We start from the raw sequence: 20,797 nt of genomic DNA, 5'->3' as shown, positions 1-20,797 counted from the left end.
TCCTCCCGACAGCAACCGCCGTAAAGAATTTTGACGTATCTTTACGTCCGTAATCATAACCTGTAAAAACCATAAAAATTATGTATCCGTTGAAATTCCGTCCCATCCTGAAAACCACAATCTGGGGTGGCGACAAAATCATTCCGTTCAAACACCTTGACAGCACACAGCAGAACGTAGGCGAAAGCTGGGAAATATCCGATGTCCCCGGCGACGAATCGGTAGTGGCAAACGGAGCCGATGCCGGAAAGAACCTCACACAGATGGTTCAGGAATATAAAGGAGCCCTGGTGGGCGAAGCCAACTACACACGCTTCGGAGGCAAGTTCCCGCTGCTGATAAAATTCATCGACGCCCGTGACGATCTTTCAATCCAGGTTCACCCTGACGACGAGCTCGCCATGCGGCGCCACAACTCCATGGGCAAAACCGAAATGTGGTACGTGATAGACAATGCCGGAGGCCGCGCACACCTGCGCTCGGGCCTGAGCCGCAGCATCACGCCCGAACAGTACGAACAGATGATAGCCGACAACACCATCTGCGACGCCCTGGCAGACTATGCCGTCCGTCCCGGCGACGTATTCTTCCTCCCTGCAGGACGAATACACAGCATCGGAGCCGGATGTTTCATAGCCGAAATACAGCAGACATCAAACATCACATACCGGATATACGACTTCAACCGCAAGGACAAGAACGGCCATAGACGCGAGCTGCACACCGAACTGTCAAAAGAGGCAATAGACTACAGCGTACAGCCGGACTACCGCACCGCCTACACTCCGTGCAAGGACCGTCCTGTAGAACTGGTGACGTGCCCATATTTCACCACATCCGTATATCATCTTTCGCGGCCGATGACCGTGGATTATTCGGAACTCGACTCGTTCGTAATCTACATCTGCATGGAAGGATCGTGCACGATAAAGGACGACCGTGGAAACAGCATCAGCATGCAGGCAGGCGAATCAGTTCTTTTCCCGGCCACTACCGGAAATCTTGAAGTGACACCCGACGGTGAAGTAAAGTTCCTTGAGACCTACGTATAACACACAGCATAAAGAAAGCAATCCCCCACCCCGGAAGATTGCTTTCTTTCTATTTTATCCATCTCACGCAGACCGGAGCTTTGGCCGGTATCCTCCTGCCAGTATCAACCGGCATCCCCGTCGCGACACGCCACAAGGATATACCTCCCGTTCGGGGTTATGGCGAAATAGCGCGGACGCTTTCCCGTAGGGCGACAAATGGATATCGGCACTACCTTCACCTCCCACGGTGTCAGCCTTCGCCGTCCGGATTATCTCCGCCGTACGGCCGCACCGGACACCGTCAGGCTTCCGCCGGAATAATTCGCCGTGAAAGCCACGCCCCTCTTCCCGTCCGCCATAACGAAACACGGAGCAGAGCCAAGGGTCCTGTCATGCCCTGCCATGGCCGGCGTCATCTTGAGCGAATGTGAACACCTTGACGCCTTCCTCATTCCGCGCCGGATAACTTCCGGCCACGAACACCGGCTAATCCGGCTCCGCACCGCCTGCTTCCTTTCCTTTGCCGTTTACCGCCGAGCATCCCATAAACAGCAACGAAGCCGATAAGAAAAAAATTTGGTTGGTTTTATTCATGATGTTAAGGTTTAAGAATGTGTTGAGGGGGCAAAAATATATATTTTATCCATAGGAATTGGTACTTAGAGAGTTTTTTATTATTTTTGCAGACAATTTAATACTAACGTCTGGGCTTGTTTGGTTTTGACAGCGAGAGATGTGGTATGTAAGCATGCAGTGCGTCAGTGATTTGCACTATAATCTCAGTTACTGAACAATTATCTGGCAACGAAAACTATGCTCTCGCTGCTTAATCGAAGTACAGTAGATTAGCTTTATTTCTGTCACAGTGATAGAAACGAGACATCGCTCAAAAGCTCTTGTTCCGAAGCGTTTGATATAGCGGTGCAGCAAAATCGGGAATAGCTTGAGTCTAGTCCTGCGGCTCCGGTGAAATTTAAGGACTAAGGTATAAGTGGGTGGCTCTGGTCTTGCTTATGCACGAAAACCGAAGGCAGAGATAAGCATGTAGAAAGCATATGGCTTCCTTGTTTGGACGAGGGTTCGACTCCCTCCAGGTCCACAGAAGTAATTATCAAGTAATCACCCTGCATCTACTTTTTTTAAAAGTAAATGTAGGGTAATTTTTTATCATCAAATATCTCAAAAAAAGGCTTTAAAAAAACGTGCGCACATTTAAGGCAAAACGTGCGCACGTTTTAGTTAGAATGTGCGCACGCTTCAAGTCGAATGTGCGCACGTTTTATTTTACATTTTTTAAGTCATAAAAAATGCCAGCCAATTCATCATTTACTGACAATGAATTGGCTGGCTGTTTTTATTTGAAAACCTTGCTTACTTTACAGGAGTATTTTCCAAAGTAGCAGTAAGGAAATCATAGAATTTCTTTACTGAAGGTATGTGGCAACGTTCTTCCGGAGTGTGAGGACACTGCAATGTAGGTCCAAATGAAATCATATCCAAACCTGGCATTACGGCACCAATAATACCACATTCCAGTCCGGCATGTATAACCTTTACTTCAGGCTCTTCTCCAAACTGCGCCTTATATGAAGCCTTCATAGCATGAAGTATAGGCGAATTTACGTTAGGTTCCCAACCTGAATAACCTCCCGAACGGACTACATGCATACCAGCCATTGAGAAGCAGCTTTCAATAGCAGTATTACGGTAATCCTTCATTGATTCACGCGAACTGCGGGTAAGAACTTTTATAGCAGCTTTACCTCCACCAATCTCCACTATAGCAAGATTTGACGAAGTTTCTACTGTATCAGGTATAGTAGGAATAAAGCGTTCCACTCCATTAGGGCAGGCAAATATTGCATCGACCAGATTATCTCTTATCTCGTCAGGAACCATCATCTTAGGCAGTTCCACACGTTCAGCAGTGAAAGTTATGCCATCTTCAATAGTGGCAAACTCATCACGCCATACCTGTTCGCATTCGCCTACAAAAGCCAATACGTCTTCTACCTCTGTTTCAGGAACTGTTATAACCACTTCACATTCGCGAGGAATTGCATTTCGCATGTTTCCGCCTTCCCATGATACGAGGCATGCCTCATCGTATGTGATAACCTGATTGAGGAAACGTGCCATGAGTTTATTGGCATTGGCATGTCCCCACCCTATCTGAATACCGGAATGACCTCCGCGTAGGCCTTTCAAAGTGACTTTTAATGCCACATCTTCAGGGTCGGTTTCTTCTTCTTTATATTCCAATGTTGCCGTAAGATCTTCGCCACCTGCACAACCGATATAAAGTTCTCCTTCATCTTCTGAGTCGAGATTGAGCAATATATCTCCTTCTATTGTACCAGGCTTCAGACCGAAGGCTCCATACATACCTGTTTCTTCGTCGGCTGTGATAAGAGCTACCAACGGACCGTGTTTCAACGATTTATCTTCCATTACAGCCATAATAGCTGCAACACCCATGCCATTATCCGAGCCTAATGTAGTACCTTTAGCTTTTACCCATCCGCCATCAATAAAAGTCTGGATTGGATCTTTTTCAAAATCATGAACTGTTTCCTTATTCTTCTGAGGAACCATATCCATGTGTGCCTGAAGAATTACAGTCTTACGGTTCTCCATTCCCGGAGTAGCCGGTTTGCGATAAATGATATTTCCTGCCTCATCCTGGAATGTTTCAACATCAGCCTTCTTTCCAAAATCAAGTAAGAAAGCCTGAATCTTTTCCAGATGTCCTGACGGACGAGGAATTTGTGTAATTGAATGAAAATGTTTCCACACATTCTGTGGAGCTAAAGAAAGAATTTCGCTCATAGAGTTTGTTTTTTGATTATGAGTTTATGGGTTTATTTTGTTTATTCGTAAGCGGCAATGCCACTAATCCATATATACCTAACAAAATTAGTAAAAAAGTTTGAATTCCATGCACTAAAAGTGCAAATATTCCAGCATCATCTTTGCTTACGCCGTACATCATCATCATTGTTATTACTGCAAAGTGCCAAGGTCCTGCCCCGTTGGGAGTAGGAACAACCACGGCTATACTGCCCACAACAAACATTACCAGCCCGGGCATCAGTCCAAGATCAGACGAAAAGTCAAAACTGAAAAATGCCACATAAAACTGAAGGAAATAGCATATCCATATACCTAACGTATATGCTACAAACAAAGCAATGTTATCAACATGACGCAAAGACTGGCAGCCAAGCCATATGTCATTCAAGATTCCTTTTACTTTTGCAAAAACAGAAATTCGCTTGAACAGAAAATACAATAATATCAGAAATGCAAATATACAGGCAAGAGTTATATAAAAATTGGTCGATGTAAAAAGATGAAATATAAACGAGGTGTCAGTACCTGTTTCCTTCATAAACCGGGCAAATATTCCGGACTGCAACAACAGGGTTACAAATGTTATTATCAATACGCACAAAGAATCTATAATACGTTCGGTAACCACAGTTCCTAAGGATTTAGAGAACGAAACGCCTTCATACTTAGCCAGAATTCCACATCTGGACACTTCACCTATTCTTGGTATTACAAGGTTTGCCGCATATGAGACAAATATAGCATATACGCTGTTGGCCGGTTTTGGATACTCACCCAACGGAGCCAATGACAGGTTCCATCTCCAGCCACGAAACAAATGCCCAAAAACTCCAAACACAAGCGAGAAGAGCATCCACCAGTAATTAACCTCAGAATTAAGCACGGACCACACCCTCTTAAAATCAAAGCCTTTATATGTCCATACCAGAATAGCTGCTCCAAGAATTACAGGCAAAAAAACTTGCCACAACTTATTTAATAGTTTTTTTGAATCACTTCGTTCCAAAATCTGAAATTATTTAGATATTATTATGTAACTTTGCACAATGCAAATATACACAGCTTAACTGAATAAATATCACATTATCACAAAGAAATATTTGAATACGGATGAAATTAGTCAAACCAAAGAAATTTTTAGGACAGCACTTTCTCAAGGACTTGCAAGTGGCCAAAGACATAGCAGACACAATTGATGCCTGTCCGGATATCCCCGTACTAGAAGTCGGACCGGGAATGGGAGTCCTGACACAATATTTGATACCTAAAAACAGACCTTTAAAAGTTGTTGAGCTGGATTTTGAATCAGTAGCTTATCTTAAAGAGAACTTTGGTGAATTGGGTGAGAATATTATAGAAAAGGATTTCCTGAAAATGGATCTCACAAGCCTGTTCGACGGCAAGCCTTTTGTCCTTACAGGCAATTACCCGTATAACATTTCAAGCCAGATATTCTTCAAGATGCTTGACAACAAGGAACTTATCCCATGCTGTACCGGAATGATTCAAAAGGAAGTGGCAGAACGAATTGCCGCCAAGCCCGGCAACAAGACATACGGCATCCTTAGTGTAATGATTCAGGCATGGTATGATGTGGAATATCTATTCACCGTACATGAACACGTTTTCAATCCACCACCAAAAGTCAAGAGCGCAGTAATCAGAATGAAAAGGAATGATACGAAAGATTTGGGGTGCAACGAAAAACTGTTCAAGCAAATTGTAAAGACCACATTCAATCAGAGAAGAAAGACATTACGCAATTCCATTTCGCCGATATTGGCAAAAGATAATCCTTTAAGTGCCGAGCCTATATTCAACAAGAGACCGGAACAGTTGTCTGTCAATGAATTTATCGAACTGACCAATAAGGTGGAAAAGGCTTTGGACAGCAATACAGCATCTGTCAATCTAGAGTTATAAGAGTTTTTATACACGTAACCACTAAAAGCTAACCAGGATGAACAGCGAAGAAATCAAAAAAATAACGGAATTAATAGAGAATAAGGAGCATGACAAAGTAAAGGAGCTTCTTAATGATTTACATCCTGCCGACATAGCAGAACTATGCAATGAACTTAATGCTGAAAATGCAAGGTTTATATACTTGCTGCTAGATAATGAAACAGCCGCGGACGTACTCGTCGAAATGGACGAAGATGCCCGTAAAGAGTTTCTTGACATACTGCCATCGGAAACTATCGCTAAACGTTTTGTTGACTATATGGATTCGGACGATGCCGTTGACATCATCCGAGAGATGGACGAGGACAAACAGGAAGAGGTCCTTTCACATATAGAAGACATTGAACAGGCCGGAGACATCGTTGACCTTCTGAAATACGACGAAGATACCGCCGGAGGTTTGATGGGTACGGAAATGGTTACCGTAAAAGAAAACTGGAGTATGCCCGAATGTCTGAGGGAAATGCGAATTCAGGCTGAGGACATGGACGAAATCTATTATGTATATGTAGTAGATGACGACGAACGTCTGAGAGGTGTATTCCCACTAAAGAAAATGATAACAAGTCCATCTGTATCAAAAGTCAAACATGTAATGAAAAAAGACCCAGTTTCAGTACATGTGGATACTCCTATAGAAGAAGTGGTACAGATAATTGAGAAATATGACCTTGTGGCAGTACCGGTAGTTGACAGTATCGGACGCCTTGTAGGACGTATCACCGTAGATGATGTGATGGATGAGGTACGTGAACAGGCTGAACGTGATTACCAGTTGGCATCAGGTCTTTCTCAGGATGTAGAATCAGACGACAACGTTTTCAGACAGACCACGGCACGTCTGCCATGGCTTCTTATCGGTATGCTGGGAGGTATCGGCAACTCAATGATATTAGGTAACTTCGACTCTACATTTGCCGCCCATCCTGAAATGGCGCTATACATCCCATTGATAGGTGGAACAGGAGGAAACGTCGGAACACAGTCATCGGCGCTTGTTGTACAGGGGTTGGCAAACAGTTCACTGGATTCTGCAAATACCTTCAAACAAGTAGCAAAAGAAGCGGTAGTCGCCCTTATTAATGCCTCAATCATATCATTACTGGTTTATATATATAATTTCATTCGTTTTGGAGCAACAGCCACAGTAAGCTATTCTGTATCAATCAGTTTATTTGCCGTTGTAATGTTCGCTTCCATTTTCGGCACATTAGTGCCTATGACACTAGAAAAACTAAAGATAGACCCTGCAATCGCAACCGGTCCCTTCATCTCCATCACAAACGACATCATCGGTATGATGCTATATATGGGAATAACAGTGTTGCTGTCATAATTTGCAGAACTTGATTAAACGAAAAAACAAAAAAAATTAAAGATTATAATACATTTTTACCCTATTTGGTAAAATAACCAAGACAATATTATGTTTTTTAAATATTATTTCTTTAATTTGTAATTATAACGTTTTTAAAAGAAACATTCTTAAATATCTATATACGCATGGAAGTTAATGAAACAAACCGCCCACTAACCGAAATTCAGGAAAATGAGACTGAAAATTTGGTTCCTACTGTTGATCAAACAACAGATAACGTTAAGTATGAACCTAAACAGACTAAAGAAGAGGTTATACAACGTTTAAAAGAGATAAACAACAATGCTTGTGAAGCTGAAAAACAGGAAATAGACTTCCTTAAACAGACATTTTACAAACTGCACAAAGCTGAACAGGAAGCTAACCGCAAAACATTTATCGAATCGGGCGGCGATGCAAACTCTTTTGTTCCTACCACAGATCCTCTGGAAGCAGAACTTAAATCCGTATTGGCAGAAATAAAAGAGAAAAGAAATTCCATGATAGCTGCAATAGAAAAAGAAAAAGAGGAGAACCTGCAAAAGAAAATGGAAATTCTGGAAAAGATGAAAAATCTTACAGAACTGTCAGAAGATGCAGGGAAGAACTACAATGAATTCAAAAATCTGCAGCAGGAATGGAATGAAATAAAGCTCATTCCGGCAAATAAAATCAACGAAATCTGGAGAACTTACCAGTTATATACAGAAAAATTCTACGACATGCTCAAACTGAACAATGAATTCAGAGAGTATGACTTCAAGAAAAATCTGGAACAAAAGACACGTATCTGCGAAGCTGCCGAAAAGCTTGCCGACGAACCTGACGTAATTTCAGCATTCCATCAGTTGCAAAAGCTTCATCAGGAATTCAGGGAAATCGGTCCTGTGGCAAAAGAAATGCGTGAAAGCATCTGGGCAAGATTTAAAGCCGCTTCTACAAACGTAAACAAGAGACACCAGAAACATTTTGAGGATTTAAAAGAGCAGGAGCAGAACAACCTTGACCAGAAAACTGTGATTTGCGAAATAGCAGAAGCCATGGAATATGACAAATTCACAACTTTCACAGACTGGGAAGACAAGACACAGGAAATCCTGGCACTGCAGGCCAAGTGGAAAACAATAGGATATGCTCCACAAAAAATGAATCTGAAAATCTTCGAAAGATTCCGTGCCGCATGCGACGAATTTTTCAGACGTAAGGCAGAATTCTTTAAAACAGCCAAAGAAAACATGTCTGTAAACCTGGAAAAGAAAAAAGAGCTATGCGAAAAAGCAGAAGCATTGAAAGACAGTACAGCATGGAAAGAGACTGCCGAGATTTTGACCAAACTGCAAAAAGAATGGAAGACAATAGGTCCTGTACCTAAAAAGTATTCAGATTCTATATGGAAAAGATTTATCGGCGCTTGCGATTATTTCTTCGAACAGAAATCAAAAGCAACTTCATCACAACGTTCAGAAGAGCTGGAAAATCTGAACAAGAAAGAGGAATTGCTTAAAAAGATTGAAGAACTGGAAAAGACTGAGACATACGATGAAACCATAGCAGATAAGATCAAAGCACTGATTTCTGAATGGAACAGCATAGGTTTCGTACCTTTTAAGGACAAGGACAGATTATACAAAGAGTTCCATAACCTTGTAAACAAGATATTTGACAAGGCAAATCTTTCTGCTACAGAGAAAAAGCTGAACAGTTATAAATCAGGATTAAGCAAAGAGAACAATCTTTATAAGGAAAGAGAAAAGCTCGTTAGAATATACGAAAGAATAAAGAACGAAATCAAAACATACGAAAACAATTTAGGTTTCTTAAATTCGTCATCTAAAAAAGGCAATTCATTGGTAAACGACATTGCCAGAAAAATAGAGAAGCTGAAAAATGATTTACTGTTGACTCAGAAAAAGATTGAAGCTATCGACGAAGCTATAAACAAATAAATTATAATAGCGAGCTAAGCTCGCTATTATATTAATGTACGAAAACAAAAAAGAGCAGTAAAAACTGCTCTTTTTTTGTTGGGTTACTAGGATTCGAACCTAGAAAAACAGGACCAGAATCTGTTGTGTTACCATTACACCATAACCCAATTTCTGATAATTTAAATTGTCTTACAAAGTTGGGCTACTAGGATTCGAACCTAGAAAAACAGGACCAGAATCTGTTGTGTTACCATTACACCATAGCCCAAAATTATTGTCAGCAAGTCATTTCTTGTTTGACGCTGCAAAGGTACAACTTTTTCATTAGTTTCAAACATTTTTGTCCTTTTTTTTTCAAAAAAATATGAATATGGGCGTTTTTTCGCCTTGTCATGACGGACAAACTCAAAATTCACTCTAAAAAATACAAAATCTAAAAGAAAAATTCATCTATATTTCGTGGAATACAGAAAAGCAAGTATATTTGCCATATATTATGTATATTAACTTAAAAGTTTGTATTTTAGAATAATGAACGAAGAAAAAAAATTACTAGAAAAAATCATAGAAGGTATTCAGGAAAAAAAAGGTAAAAACATCGTAATAGCAGATCTTTCTGACATAGAAGATACTATATGCAATTATTTCGTAATATGTAATGGAAATTCACCAAGTCAAGTACTGGCTATTACAGAATCAATAAAAGATTACGTCAGAAACGAAATAAGCATCAAACCATTTGCAATCGACGGAACTAAAAATGCACAATGGGTAGCAATGGACTACAACGACGTAATAGCACACATATTCTTACCGGAACAAAGAGATTTCTATAATCTGGAACATTTATGGGCTGATGCAAAATTAACCCGCATACCGGATATAGACTAATATCACATAATCAATTCACTTAAAAGGAAACATGAACAATAATTCAAATAAGCAAAAAATAAATATGCCCAGACCCAATTTAAGTTGGTTATATATAATCATAGCTATGACCATAGCTTTCTTATATATCACCAGCGATGAAGGAAGTATGAGTAAGGAAATTACTTATACAGAATTCAAGGAAATGGTCAAGAAGGGATATGCGGACAAGATTATTGCATACGACAATAATTCCGTAGAGATGTACATCAAACCTGAAAATATAGTAGATGTATTCAAAAAAGACGCTCCTAAAGTTGGTAAAAATCCATCTGTTAAGATACAGGTAGGTTCAATGGAATCATTGGACAAATTCCTCGATGAAGAACAGAAAAACGGGAACTTTACAGGTTCAATAAGATACGAAAAAGAGAATGACTACTTTGGTGTTATTTTCTGGAATCTTTTGCCTATAATTTTCTTTATCGGATTATGGATATTCATAATGCGTAGAATGGGTGGTGCAGGCAATGCTGGTGGTGCAGGAAATGTATTCAATGTAGGCAAAAGCAAGGCACAACTGTTCGAGAAAGGAGCCAACAGAGTGACATTCAAGGATGTTGCAGGTCAGACAGCCGCAAAACAGGAAGTACAGGAAATTGTAGAATTCCTGAAACAGCCTCAGAAATATACAGAGCTAGGTGGTAAGATTCCAAAGGGAGCACTTCTTGTAGGCCCTCCGGGAACAGGTAAAACACTTTTGGCAAAAGCCGTAGCAGGCGAAGCTGACGTACCATTCTTCTCTATGTCCGGTTCCGATTTCGTGGAAATGTTTGTCGGTGTCGGTGCATCAAGAGTACGTGATTTGTTCCGTCAGGCCAAGGAAAAAGCTCCATGTATAATATTCATTGACGAAATAGACGCCGTAGGTCGTGCCAGAGGAAAAAATCCGAACATGGGAGGTAACGATGAAAGAGAGAATACTCTTAACCAGCTTCTTACCGAAATGGACGGTTTCGGAACAAACAGTGGCGTAATCATTCTTGCAGCTACAAACCGCGCCGATATATTGGACAAAGCTTTGTTGAGAGCCGGACGTTTCGACAGACAGATACATGTAGATTTACCTGACCTGAACGAAAGAAAAGAGGTATTTGGCGTACACATCCGCCCTCTTAAACTTGATGATACTGTAGATATAGATTTGCTGGCAAGACAGACACCGGGATTTAGTGGAGCCGACATTGCCAACGTATGTAATGAAGCCGCACTTATCGCTGCAAGACATAACAAGACTTCAGTAAGTAAAGATGATTTCATGGCTGCAATTGACAGAATAGTCGGAGGATTGGAAAAGAAGACAAAAGTCATGACAGCTGCCGAGAAAAGATCTATAGCCTTGCACGAAGCAGGACACGCCACTATATCATGGTTCCTTGAATATGCCAATCCATTGATTAAAGTAACCATAGTACCTAGAGGAAGGGCTTTAGGTGCAGCATGGTACCTGCCTGAAGAAAGACAGATTACTACAAAGGAACAGATGTTGGACGAGATGTGTGCTACTTTGGGCGGACGCGCAGCTGAAGAATTGTTTATCAAACAAATCTCTACAGGTGCAATGAACGATTTGGAAAGAGTGACCAAACAGGCATATGGCATGATTGCATACGCCGGTATGAGTGACAAGCTTCCAAACCTGTGCTATTACAACAATGATGAATACAGTTTCAATAAGCCATACAGCGAACATACAGCCGAGCTCATAGACAGTGAAGTGAAGCAGATGATTGCCGAGCAATACGACCGTGCCAAAAGAATTCTTACGGAACATAAAGAAGGTCATAACCGTCTAGCCGAATTGCTTATAGAAAAAGAAGTGATTTTTGCTGAAGACGTTGAAGCTATATTCGGCAAACGCCCGTGGGCATCACGTTCAGAAGAGATAATGGCCGAAAGTGAAAACAATGAAACCAAGAGTATTGAAAGCAAGAATGAAGAAACAAAAGAATTGCCTTCAAGCACTGAAAGTGATACTCAAAACGGTGAATAACTATTTATAAGTATAAATTCAATAGAAAAGTATTTAAGGAAATAATAATATTCCCAAAGCCATGAAAGGTAATTTTATAACAAGAGCATTAACAGGCGCTATCTTTGTAGCCGTATTAGTGGGATGCATATTAGGCGGTCCTATCACTTTTTCTGTGTTATTTGCTTTAATATGTGCTTTTACTGTAAATGAATTTGGGAATATTATAAAGCAGAGCGGGTTTGCAGAAATAAACAAACCTATATCCATACTGGCATCTGTTTTTCTATTCTTCGGATTTGCGTACCTTGGCACATCGCCGGGAAGCAATGAGATTCTTATCCCATACATGTTCCTGATTATGTATATATTAATCAGCGAATTGTACTATAAGAAAGAAAATCCGGTGAACAATATGGCATATGCACTGATGTCGCAAATGTATATCGCCCTGCCATTTGCCTTACTGAATGTATTGGCTTTCCAGTCTCAAAACGAAACGGCAAGTTCTGTTTACAATCCTATATTCCCTCTCTCAATATTCATCTTCACATGGGTAAACGATACGGGTGCATATTGCGCAGGAGTACTGTTCGGAAAACACAGGCTTTTCGAACGCATATCGCCTAAGAAATCATGGGAAGGTTCATTCGGAGGATGTGTATTCAGCATTATAGCGGCTATTGTAATTTCCAGATACTTCCCTCTACTCTCGCTATCCCAATGGATCGGACTGGCATTGACAGTTGTAGTATTCGGAACATGGGGTGATCTGGTTGAGTCTCTGATAAAACGCAAAATTGGCATCAAGGATTCCGGAAATATACTCCCCGGACACGGAGGTCTGTTAGACAGATTTGACAGTACACTGATGGCAGTTCCTGCCGCTGTCTTATATCTATATATCATATCCCTTTTATAATATGATACTCATAATCAACAATCATTAATTGACTTCACGGAGTTGATTGATGATTTTTTTATAACATATTAATCTTTTCAATATGAATATACTTGGTAAATTATTATCCGGTTCACTGATATTAATCTATGCCGCTTCCGTAACAGCGTGTGGCAGTAGCAAGAAAAGCGACACATCTGTCAGCAAGGAAGAAACAACCGGCAATGTACAGGCTCCTGCATTTAATGCAGACAGCGCCTATAGCTACGTAAAGGTCCAGGTAGATTTCGGTCCACGTGTTCCCAACACAAAATCACATAAGGAATGCGGAGACTATCTGGCTTCAAAACTTGAAAGTTTCGGAGCAAAGGTATATAACCAGTATGCAGACCTGGTTGCTTATGACGGCACACTGCTCAAGGCACGCAATATCATAGGTGAATATAATCCTGAAGCCAAGAAAAGAGTAATCCTGTTTGCACACTGGGATTGCCGCCCGTATGCCGACTACGATGAAGAGAAATACCATCATACTGCCATAGACGGAGCCAACGACGGTGCCAGCGGTGTAGGTGTATTGCTTGAAATAGCCAGACAGATTCAAAAGCAGTCTCCCGCAATAGGTATTGACATTGCATTTTTCGATGCCGAAGATTATGGTATTCCGGAGTTCTATCAGGGAAACTATAAGGCAGACACATGGTGTCTGGGCTCACAATACTGGGGAAGGATTCCTCATGTATCCAACTACAAGGCCCGCTACGGAATACTTCTTGACATGGTAGGAGGTAAAAATGCAACTTTCTATTATGAGGGATATTCACAGCGCACAGCCAACAATGTAATGAAGAAAATCTGGAATGCGGCACACGAACTTGGCTACGGCAACACATTCATAAAAGAAAAAGGCGGAGAAATAACAGACGACCATATCTATGTGAACCGTTTCAGACAAATCCCGTGTGTAGATATCATTCATTACGATACCAACAGCGATACAGGATTTAACCCTACATGGCATACCATAGATGATACGATGGAGAACATAGACCGTGCCACACTACAGGCAGTAGGACAGACGGTTCTCCAAGTGATTTACAATGAGAAATAACATAAAAGCAAAATAACGATGAAAACAATAAACGAACTTCAGGACGAAGTAATAGAAGAATTCAGCGATTTCGATGATTGGATGGACAAGTACCAGCTTTTGATAGATCTTGGAAACGAACAGGAACCACTTAATCCGGAATACAAGACAGACCAGAACCTTATTGACGGTTGCCAAAGCCGTGTATGGCTTCAGGCTGATATGGAAGACGGAAAGATAATATTCCAGGCAGAAAGTGACGCACTGATTGTAAAAGGTATCATTGCCCTCCTCATAAAAGTAGTGTCAGGACATACTCCTGACGAGATACTTGAATCCGATTTGTACTTCATTGAGAAGATCGGACTGAAAGAACATCTTTCTCCTACAAGAAGCAACGGACTTCTTGCAATGGTGAAACAGATGCGTATGTACGCACTGGCTTTCAAGGCCAAGAACGCTTGAGAACAACCACAACACAAAATAACAGCCGCCGCATTATCCAGGATTTCCGGTAATACGGCGGCTGTATTTTTTTCAATTATCTCTTAAAGATTAAGATAACTCTTGGCATTGCAATAGCAGATATCTTCTATCATACCTTTTATTCTTCCCATTTCCGATTCCGGAAGTATTCCGTTCACCACGTCATTACCAATCATATTACACAAGATTCTGCGGAAATATTCATGACGAGGATATGAAAGGAACGAACGGGAGTCAGTAAGCATACCTACAAAACGGCTCAACAAGCCCTGTTCAGACAAGGCATTCATCTGGCGGAGCATTCCTCCCATCTGGTCGTTGAACCACCAGCCTGAACCGAACTGCATCTTGCCCGGCACACTTCCGTCCTGATAGTTGGCTATCATTGCAGCCACCATATCATTTTCCGACGGATTGATATTATAGAGTATTGTCTTTGCCAGCTTACCTTCTGAGTTCAGACGGTCAAAAATCTTAACCATAGCCTCAGCACATCTGAAATCGCCGATAGTATCAAAGCCTGTATCAGGACCAAGCTTGGCCATCATTCTTGAATTTGTGTTACGCAACGGTCCGTAATGATACTGCTGTGTCCATCCAGCCTCTGCATTCATCTCGGAAAGGATAATCAACAGGGCTGTCTGATATTTTGTTTTTTCGTCCTTAGTCAGTTCATTACCGCCATATACCTTGTCGAATATCGCTGATATTTCAGCCATAGTATAATCAGCAGCAGGTATATCAGCAAGACCGTGGTCGGCAAGCTTACATCCGTGGTCGGCAAAATACTGATGACGCACTTTCAAAGCCTCAACCAAATCATCAAACTTGGAGATTGTCACGCCACTAGCCTGTGAAAGTTTTTCAAGATAAGCCCTATATTCGGCTGCTGTAGTGACATTCATTGCCTTGTCAGGTCGCCAAGTAGGAAGAACCTTAACCTCGAAACCGGAATCTGCAATAGCCTTATGATACTCCAGCGTATCAATCGGATCGTCAGTTGTACAAACAGACTCTACGTTATATCTCTTCATCAGTCCGCGGGCCGAGTATTCAGGAGTGGCAAGCAGTTCATTACACTTGTCGTATATCCTTTTTGCCGATGCAGGATTCAGGGTTTCACCTATACCGAAAGCAGTCTTCAATTCAAGATGAGTCCAGTGATAAAGCGGATTGCGCAATGTATATGGAACTGTTTCTGCCCATTTCTCAAATTTCTCCCAATCGGAAGTTTCCTTACCTGTGATATACTTTTCATCTACCCCATTGGCACGCATCGCACGCCATTTGTAATGGTCGCCGCCAAGCCATATCTCGGTGATGGAACTGAATTTATAATCATCTGCAATCATCTTCGGATTAAGATGACAGTGATAATCTATGATAGGCATCTTTTCCGCATGTTCATGATACAGCATCTTTGCCACGTCACTCTGCAGAAGAAAATCTTCGTTTATAAAATCTTTCATATTAATCAATTATCAAATTTCAATTATCTTATATTTCGGAACAAGTATCTTTATCATTATCCAGCTGAACAGATAAGCTACTGAAGCTATAAGGAACACTATCATATAGCCCGCATGAATACCTTCAAATCCCATGAAAGCCATATTTGTTTCCTTTGAGTAAGTAAACAGGATACCTGAGCCCTGATTGAACAGCAAGCTGCCGATACCACCAGCCATACCACCGATACCTGTAACTGTTGCCACAGCCGATTTAGGGAACATATCGCTCACTACCGTATAAGTATTGGCACTCCAGCTCTGATGTGCTGCACCTATTATACCGATTATGATGATAGGGAACCAGCAGGATATATTTCCGAGCGGCTGTGCAAAAAGTCCGAGCAATGGGAACAAAGAGAAGATAAGCATAGCGCGCATACGTCCTGCGAACGGATTCATACCAAGGCGTGTGATAAACACGGTAGGCAGATAACCGCCAATGATGGAAAGCATTGATATCAGATAAAGAGTAAAGATAAGCAGCATACCCATAGTAGAGTCTGAACTGTATCCGTAAACGTCTTTCACATAAGCAGGTGCCCAGAAAAGGAAGAACCACCACACACCGTCAGGAAGACAACGTCCGAATATAACTGCCCAAGTCTGACGGAAAGTGAAACATTTCCACAAGCTGATACCCTTCTCCTTTTTCTCTTCTGTTGCAGGCTTTGCAGTCTCTGAAGCTTCTGTCAGACGATCCTGCTCGATATATTCCAGCTCAGCCTTGTTTACCTTCTTCTGCTTTGACGGAGTTTCATACATTCTCACCCAAAATCCCATCCAGAAGAAACCTAAAGCACCGATTATAAGGAATGACATTTCCCAACCCATATAACGTGCTATGACAGGAATGGTGAAAGGTGCGAGCAAGGCACCAAGCTGTGCTCCGGCATTGAACACACTGGTTGCGAAAGCACGGTCTTTCTTAGGGAAATATTCGGCAGTCACCTTTATGGCGCAAGGGAAGTTACCAGACTCTCCTACTGCCAGTATGGAACGCGCAGCAAGGAAAAGCCATATACTTACGGTCGATACACTCCATATCACTGTACCTGCAGTTTCGGCAGCCTCAATGGCCTCACGCGCACCTTCGAAAGTGAAAGCCCATGTTCCTGTAGATATTCCGGCAGTAACTATTCCGCAGAAAGTGTGAAGACAGGCACCTACAGACCATATACCTATAGCCCATAAATAACCTTTCTTTGTTCCAATCTTATCTACAAATTTTCCTACGAAAAGCATACTGATAGAATACAGTATAGAGAAGAAACCGGCAATAGTTCCGTAATTCGCATCAGTCCAGTTAAATTCCGGAGCAATAAAGTCCTTCCATGTAAGAGAAAGAACCTGTCGGTCCATATAGTTTATCGTTGTGGCGATAAACAGCATAAGGCATATCGTCCAGCGATAATTTGTCATTTTCATTCTATTATCTTGTGAATTCATGGTATTATTCAATTAAGAATTAAAAATTAAGAATTAATAATGGGTGGATACGGCATTATTAATTCTTAATTTTTAATTATTCATTATCTTTTATACTATTCCGTTTTTCAGTTCGTCATCTACCACAGCCATCATACCTTCCACCTGTCCGAGGGCAAGCATACGTCCGTGGAATGAATATCCTGCGTTGTAACCCTTGTCTTCGTCGCCTAGCATCATACGTCCGTGGTCAACACGCATCGGCAATCCCGGGTTTTCCTTTTCGAATATTCTGATAAGGTCAATCAGATGTCCGCGACCAGACAGATGAGTACTTTCGATAAAGTTACCGCCAGGCATAGCCGCTGTACTGCGCAAATGTACGAAGTGTGTACGTTTAGCAAACTTCTTTGCAAGTTCGCGTGTATCGTTATGCTCGCCTGCACTCAAAGAACCGGCACAGAAAGTCAGTCCGTTGTGAGGATTGTCAACAGCATTGAGGAACCATGCTATATCCTCTTCGTTTGTAACGATACGAGGCAATCCGAGAATCTGGAAAGGAGGATCGTCCGGATGAACACACATGTTGACACCGTATTCCTCGCACACTGGCATTATAGCAGCAAGGAAGTAACGCATGTTTTCACGCAATGCATCTCTGTCAATACCTTTATATAAAGAAAGCAGACGCTTGAATATAGCTACAGGGTTCTTGTCGCCTTCACGGATATTTCCGTTTACGAATCCCTGAGTCTTAACGATGATAGCGTCGATAAGCTCATCCTTTTCTGCTTCTGTGATAACCTTGTCAAGTTCTTCCACCTTGCGGAGTTCTTCTTCAGAATAGTCTTTCTCCGCTCCTTCGCGCTGAAGAATCTTTACGTCGAAATATGCGAAACGTACCCTGTCGTAATACAACGAGCTTGTACCGTCTGCCCAAGGATGCTGCAAGTCAGTTCTCACCCAGTCGATTACCGGCATAAAATTATAGCATACTGTCTTTACACCGCATTTACCTAGATTGGCAAGGCTGACTTTATAGTTTTCAATCAGCTGGTCGCGTTCAGGACCTGCATATTTGATAGCTTCGCATACAGGAAGACTTTCCACTACCGACCATCTCAATCCGTATGACTCGATATAAGATTTCAAGTCGTTGATAGCCTCAACTGTCCAAATCTCACCGTTTGGAACATCATGCAAAGCTGTTACTATTCCTTCTACTCCTATCTGACGCAGCATGGAAAGAGTAATCTTATCCTTCTTCCCAAACCATCTCCAAGTTTTCTCCATCATAATGTTTTCTTTTTTTTAGTTACAAGTTGACAAGTTAACGAGTTGACAAGGTTCTTAGTCCGGATAAAGCCAAAGGTCGGCGAAGCCAGAACCTTGTTAACTTGTAACTGAAGCCTTGTCAACCAAATATAATTACACTCCACTGAATGCACTGAAACCACCGTCGATAGCCAATGTAGCACCAGTGATAAAGCTAGCTGCATCGCTGCAAAGGAACTGAACGGCACCATTCAATTCTGAAATATCTCCAAATCTTCTCATAGGAGTCTTGGCAATAACCTTCTTGCTGCGTTCTGTCAGTGAGCCGTCAGGATTAATTAGGATAGCACGGTTCTGGTTGCCGATAAAGAATCCAGGAGCAATAGCGTTTACGCGGATCTTTTCGCTGAACTTGATAGCCATTTCCTGAGCCATCCAGCGAGTAAAGTTTTCAACAGCGCTCTTAGCCATAGAATATCCAGGCACACGTGTGATTGACTCATAAGCAGCCATAGAAGAAACATTCACGATAACACCGCTCTGCTGTTTTGCCATAATCTCACCGAAAACAAGGCATGGATAAACAGTACCGTTAAGGTTCAGATCGACCACTTTGTTAAGGTCTTCCACCTTCATGTCGAATATATTCTGATCAACAGTCAGCGTACCACCAGGAATGTTACCACCGGCAGCATTGATAAGGAAGTCCACACGACCCCATTTTGAAAGTACAGTATCTTTTACAGAACGAAGGCTCTCGATGTCAAGCACATTACATACAGTACCTGCTACATCATGGCTCACAGCTTTCAGACGTTCCAATGCCGCATCTACCCTATCCTGATGAGCACCAATGATTATGACTTTAGCTCCGGCCTTCAGAAGACCTTCAGCTATATTACTACCCAAAACGCCGGAACCGCCGGTTACAACGGCTACTTTACCGGTAATGTCAAACATGTTATTCATATATGTATAAGTTTTAAATTCTTCTTAATGCAAAATTACTACAGAAAGAAATAAGTATATATACCTATTTTTGCAAGATATTTACTTATATTTGCATTAAGTACAATTCGACATGAAGCCATGAAAAGAATAGTAAACGAACAACTGCACATCTCCGATTCAAACCCAATCAAAGCAAGGGCATACGACTATAAGTCATTCACATACCCATGGCATTTCCATGGCGAATATGAAATGCTTTATGTGGAAAAAGGTTACGGGCAATGCATTATCGGCGATAGCATCATAGACTACTCTGACGATACTTTGCTGCTTTTCGGTTCGGCACTCCCACACTGCATGCAGAATCCTCCGGAATATGAACAGGATGACAGTCTAAGGGTAAACGGTACGATTATTCAGTTCGAAAAGGACTTCATGCAATATTCCTTCACTCATTACGTGCAATTCATAAACATCAACACCCTGTTGAACGAATCGAACAGAGGCGTCAAGATATCAGTAAAGAACAAGCCGGAGATAACCTCATTACTGAAACAGATACCCGAATCCGAGGGAATGGAACAGCTTATACTTTTTCTGCGCCTTCTGCAATCGCTGTCTATGATAAAAAAAAGGGAATTTGCCGCATCGCCAAACTACAACCCGGTACCCGCCGAGTTCAAGAACAAGAAAATTGAAAAGGTTGTAGCCTACATTAACAAGAAATACACCGACAATATCACACTCGATGAAATAGCGTCATATACGGCGATGAATCCGTCGGCATTCTGCAGATATTTCAAAGACCACACCGGAAAGACACTGAAACAATACATCACCGACATGCGGATAGGTTATGCCTGCAAACTGTTGGCCGACGACCGTCTGAACATATCGGAAATAAGCATGGAATGCGGATTCGAATCGGCTGTACATTTCAACCGGTGTTTCAAAGGAGTAACGGGAGTTACTCCGACTGAGTACAGAAAGAAAATTCTGGAATTATAATATACACTATCAGGAAGTCAAAACATTATTATCTCCACACGGCCGTGTGGAGAACTCGACACGAACGTGTGGAGTACTTGACACGAGCGTGTGGAGAACTCGACACGGGCG

General features: G+C 41.7%; 16 protein-coding genes, 2 tRNA genes and 1 other RNA gene. 11 read left to right on the top strand and 8 right to left on the bottom strand.

From position 1 onward, the window contains the following. The first annotated feature begins 80 nt into the window (after positions 1–80). Together H6A61_RS01455 and ssrA are read left to right on the top strand one after the other, a co-directional pair. A complete protein-coding gene (locus H6A61_RS01455; RefSeq protein ID WP_204390487.1) occupies positions 81–1,052 on the top strand; it encodes a type I phosphomannose isomerase catalytic subunit in 972 nt (323 codons plus the stop codon). A gap of 688 nt (positions 1,053–1,740) precedes the next feature. Next, positions 1,741–2,136: a transfer-messenger RNA gene (gene ssrA / locus H6A61_RS01450) on the top strand. A 269-nt stretch (positions 2,137–2,405) separates the two neighbouring features. Here the strand turns inward: ssrA and H6A61_RS01445 are convergent. Both H6A61_RS01445 and H6A61_RS01440 read right to left on the bottom strand, forming a co-directional pair. Further along, positions 2,406–3,863, bottom strand: coding sequence for an aminoacyl-histidine dipeptidase (locus tag H6A61_RS01445; protein WP_204390486.1), 1,458 nt, complete (start codon positions 3,861–3,863; stop codon positions 2,406–2,408). 16 nt (positions 3,864–3,879) lie between these two features. Continuing rightward, on the bottom strand, positions 3,880–4,893 hold the full coding sequence (locus tag H6A61_RS01440; protein ID WP_154043153.1) for a lysylphosphatidylglycerol synthase transmembrane domain-containing protein: 1,014 nt from the start codon (positions 4,891–4,893) through the stop codon (positions 3,880–3,882). A gap of 104 nt (positions 4,894–4,997) precedes the next feature. Here H6A61_RS01440 and rsmA point away from each other — a divergent pair, with 104 nt between their 5' ends. The 3 genes from rsmA (at position 4,998) to H6A61_RS01425 (ending at position 9,155) form a co-directional block, all read left to right on the top strand. Next, complete coding sequence (rsmA, locus tag H6A61_RS01435; protein WP_204390485.1) at positions 4,998–5,810, top strand: 16S rRNA (adenine(1518)-N(6)/adenine(1519)-N(6))-dimethyltransferase RsmA; 813 nt, start codon at positions 4,998–5,000, stop codon at positions 5,808–5,810. 37 nt (positions 5,811–5,847) lie between these two features. Next, positions 5,848–7,188 carry a magnesium transporter gene (gene mgtE, locus H6A61_RS01430; RefSeq protein ID WP_154043151.1) on the top strand — a complete coding sequence of 447 codons (1,341 nt, stop codon included), beginning with the start codon at positions 5,848–5,850 and terminating at the stop codon, positions 7,186–7,188. A 167-nt stretch (positions 7,189–7,355) separates the two neighbouring features. Then, positions 7,356–9,155, top strand: coding sequence for a DUF349 domain-containing protein (locus H6A61_RS01425; protein ID WP_154043150.1), 1,800 nt, complete (start codon positions 7,356–7,358; stop codon positions 9,153–9,155). A 78-nt stretch (positions 9,156–9,233) separates the two neighbouring features. Here the strand turns inward: H6A61_RS01425 and H6A61_RS01420 are convergent. Further along, positions 9,234–9,304: transfer RNA gene (locus tag H6A61_RS01420), tRNA-Gln, on the bottom strand. A gap of 30 nt (positions 9,305–9,334) precedes the next feature. Then, positions 9,335–9,405 (bottom strand) — tRNA-Gln (locus H6A61_RS01415). 263 nt (positions 9,406–9,668) lie between these two features. Here H6A61_RS01415 and rsfS point away from each other — a divergent pair. From rsfS to H6A61_RS01390, 5 genes are all read left to right on the top strand, one after another. Then, positions 9,669–10,028 (top strand): ribosome silencing factor, encoded by a 360-nt coding sequence (gene rsfS / locus H6A61_RS01410; protein ID WP_154043149.1) that lies wholly within the window; start codon positions 9,669–9,671, stop codon positions 10,026–10,028. A gap of 64 nt (positions 10,029–10,092) precedes the next feature. After that, on the top strand, positions 10,093–12,060 hold the full coding sequence (ftsH, locus tag H6A61_RS01405; RefSeq protein ID WP_204390484.1) for an ATP-dependent zinc metalloprotease FtsH: 1,968 nt from the start codon (positions 10,093–10,095) through the stop codon (positions 12,058–12,060). A 61-nt stretch (positions 12,061–12,121) separates the two neighbouring features. Beyond that, positions 12,122–12,961 carry a phosphatidate cytidylyltransferase gene (locus H6A61_RS01400; RefSeq protein WP_154043147.1) on the top strand — a complete coding sequence of 280 codons (840 nt, stop codon included), beginning with the start codon at positions 12,122–12,124 and terminating at the stop codon, positions 12,959–12,961. An 82-nt stretch (positions 12,962–13,043) separates the two neighbouring features. After that, the gene (locus tag H6A61_RS01395) at positions 13,044–14,051 is read left to right on the top strand and encodes a M20 family metallopeptidase (protein WP_204390483.1); all 1,008 of its coding nucleotides are present in this window, start codon (positions 13,044–13,046) and stop codon (positions 14,049–14,051) included. Between the two features lie 18 nt (positions 14,052–14,069). Beyond that, positions 14,070–14,495 carry a SufE family protein gene (locus H6A61_RS01390; RefSeq protein ID WP_204390482.1) on the top strand — a complete coding sequence of 142 codons (426 nt, stop codon included), beginning with the start codon at positions 14,070–14,072 and terminating at the stop codon, positions 14,493–14,495. Between the two features lie 83 nt (positions 14,496–14,578). On the opposite strand, the gene uxaC is transcribed toward H6A61_RS01390, so the two are convergent. The 4 genes from uxaC to H6A61_RS01370 form a co-directional block, all read right to left on the bottom strand. Beyond that, entirely contained in the window at positions 14,579–15,985 is a 1,407-nt protein-coding gene (gene uxaC, locus H6A61_RS01385) for a glucuronate isomerase (RefSeq protein WP_204390481.1), read from the bottom strand. A 12-nt stretch (positions 15,986–15,997) separates the two neighbouring features. Further along, complete coding sequence (locus tag H6A61_RS01380; protein WP_239469050.1) at positions 15,998–17,473, bottom strand: MFS transporter; 1,476 nt, start codon at positions 17,471–17,473, stop codon at positions 15,998–16,000. A 90-nt stretch (positions 17,474–17,563) separates the two neighbouring features. Continuing rightward, on the bottom strand, positions 17,564–18,748 hold the full coding sequence (uxuA, locus tag H6A61_RS01375) for a mannonate dehydratase (protein ID WP_204390480.1): 1,185 nt from the start codon (positions 18,746–18,748) through the stop codon (positions 17,564–17,566). Between the two features lie 132 nt (positions 18,749–18,880). Then, positions 18,881–19,696 carry an SDR family oxidoreductase gene (locus tag H6A61_RS01370; protein WP_204390479.1) on the bottom strand — a complete coding sequence of 272 codons (816 nt, stop codon included), beginning with the start codon at positions 19,694–19,696 and terminating at the stop codon, positions 18,881–18,883. A gap of 120 nt (positions 19,697–19,816) precedes the next feature. On the opposite strand from H6A61_RS01370, the gene H6A61_RS01365 reads away from it, so the two are divergent. Continuing rightward, positions 19,817–20,686, top strand: a complete 870-nt coding sequence (locus H6A61_RS01365) for an AraC family transcriptional regulator (protein ID WP_204390478.1) — start codon at positions 19,817–19,819, stop codon at positions 20,684–20,686. Positions 20,687–20,797: the final 111 nt, after the last annotated feature.

Origin of the sequence: Bacteroides caecigallinarum (assembly GCF_016901995.1) — a bacterium.
In the GTDB taxonomy this organism is placed as follows: Bacteria; Bacteroidota; Bacteroidia; order Bacteroidales; family Bacteroidaceae; genus Phocaeicola; species Phocaeicola cellulolyticus.
This window is presented reverse-complemented; position numbering and strand designations above follow the sequence as displayed.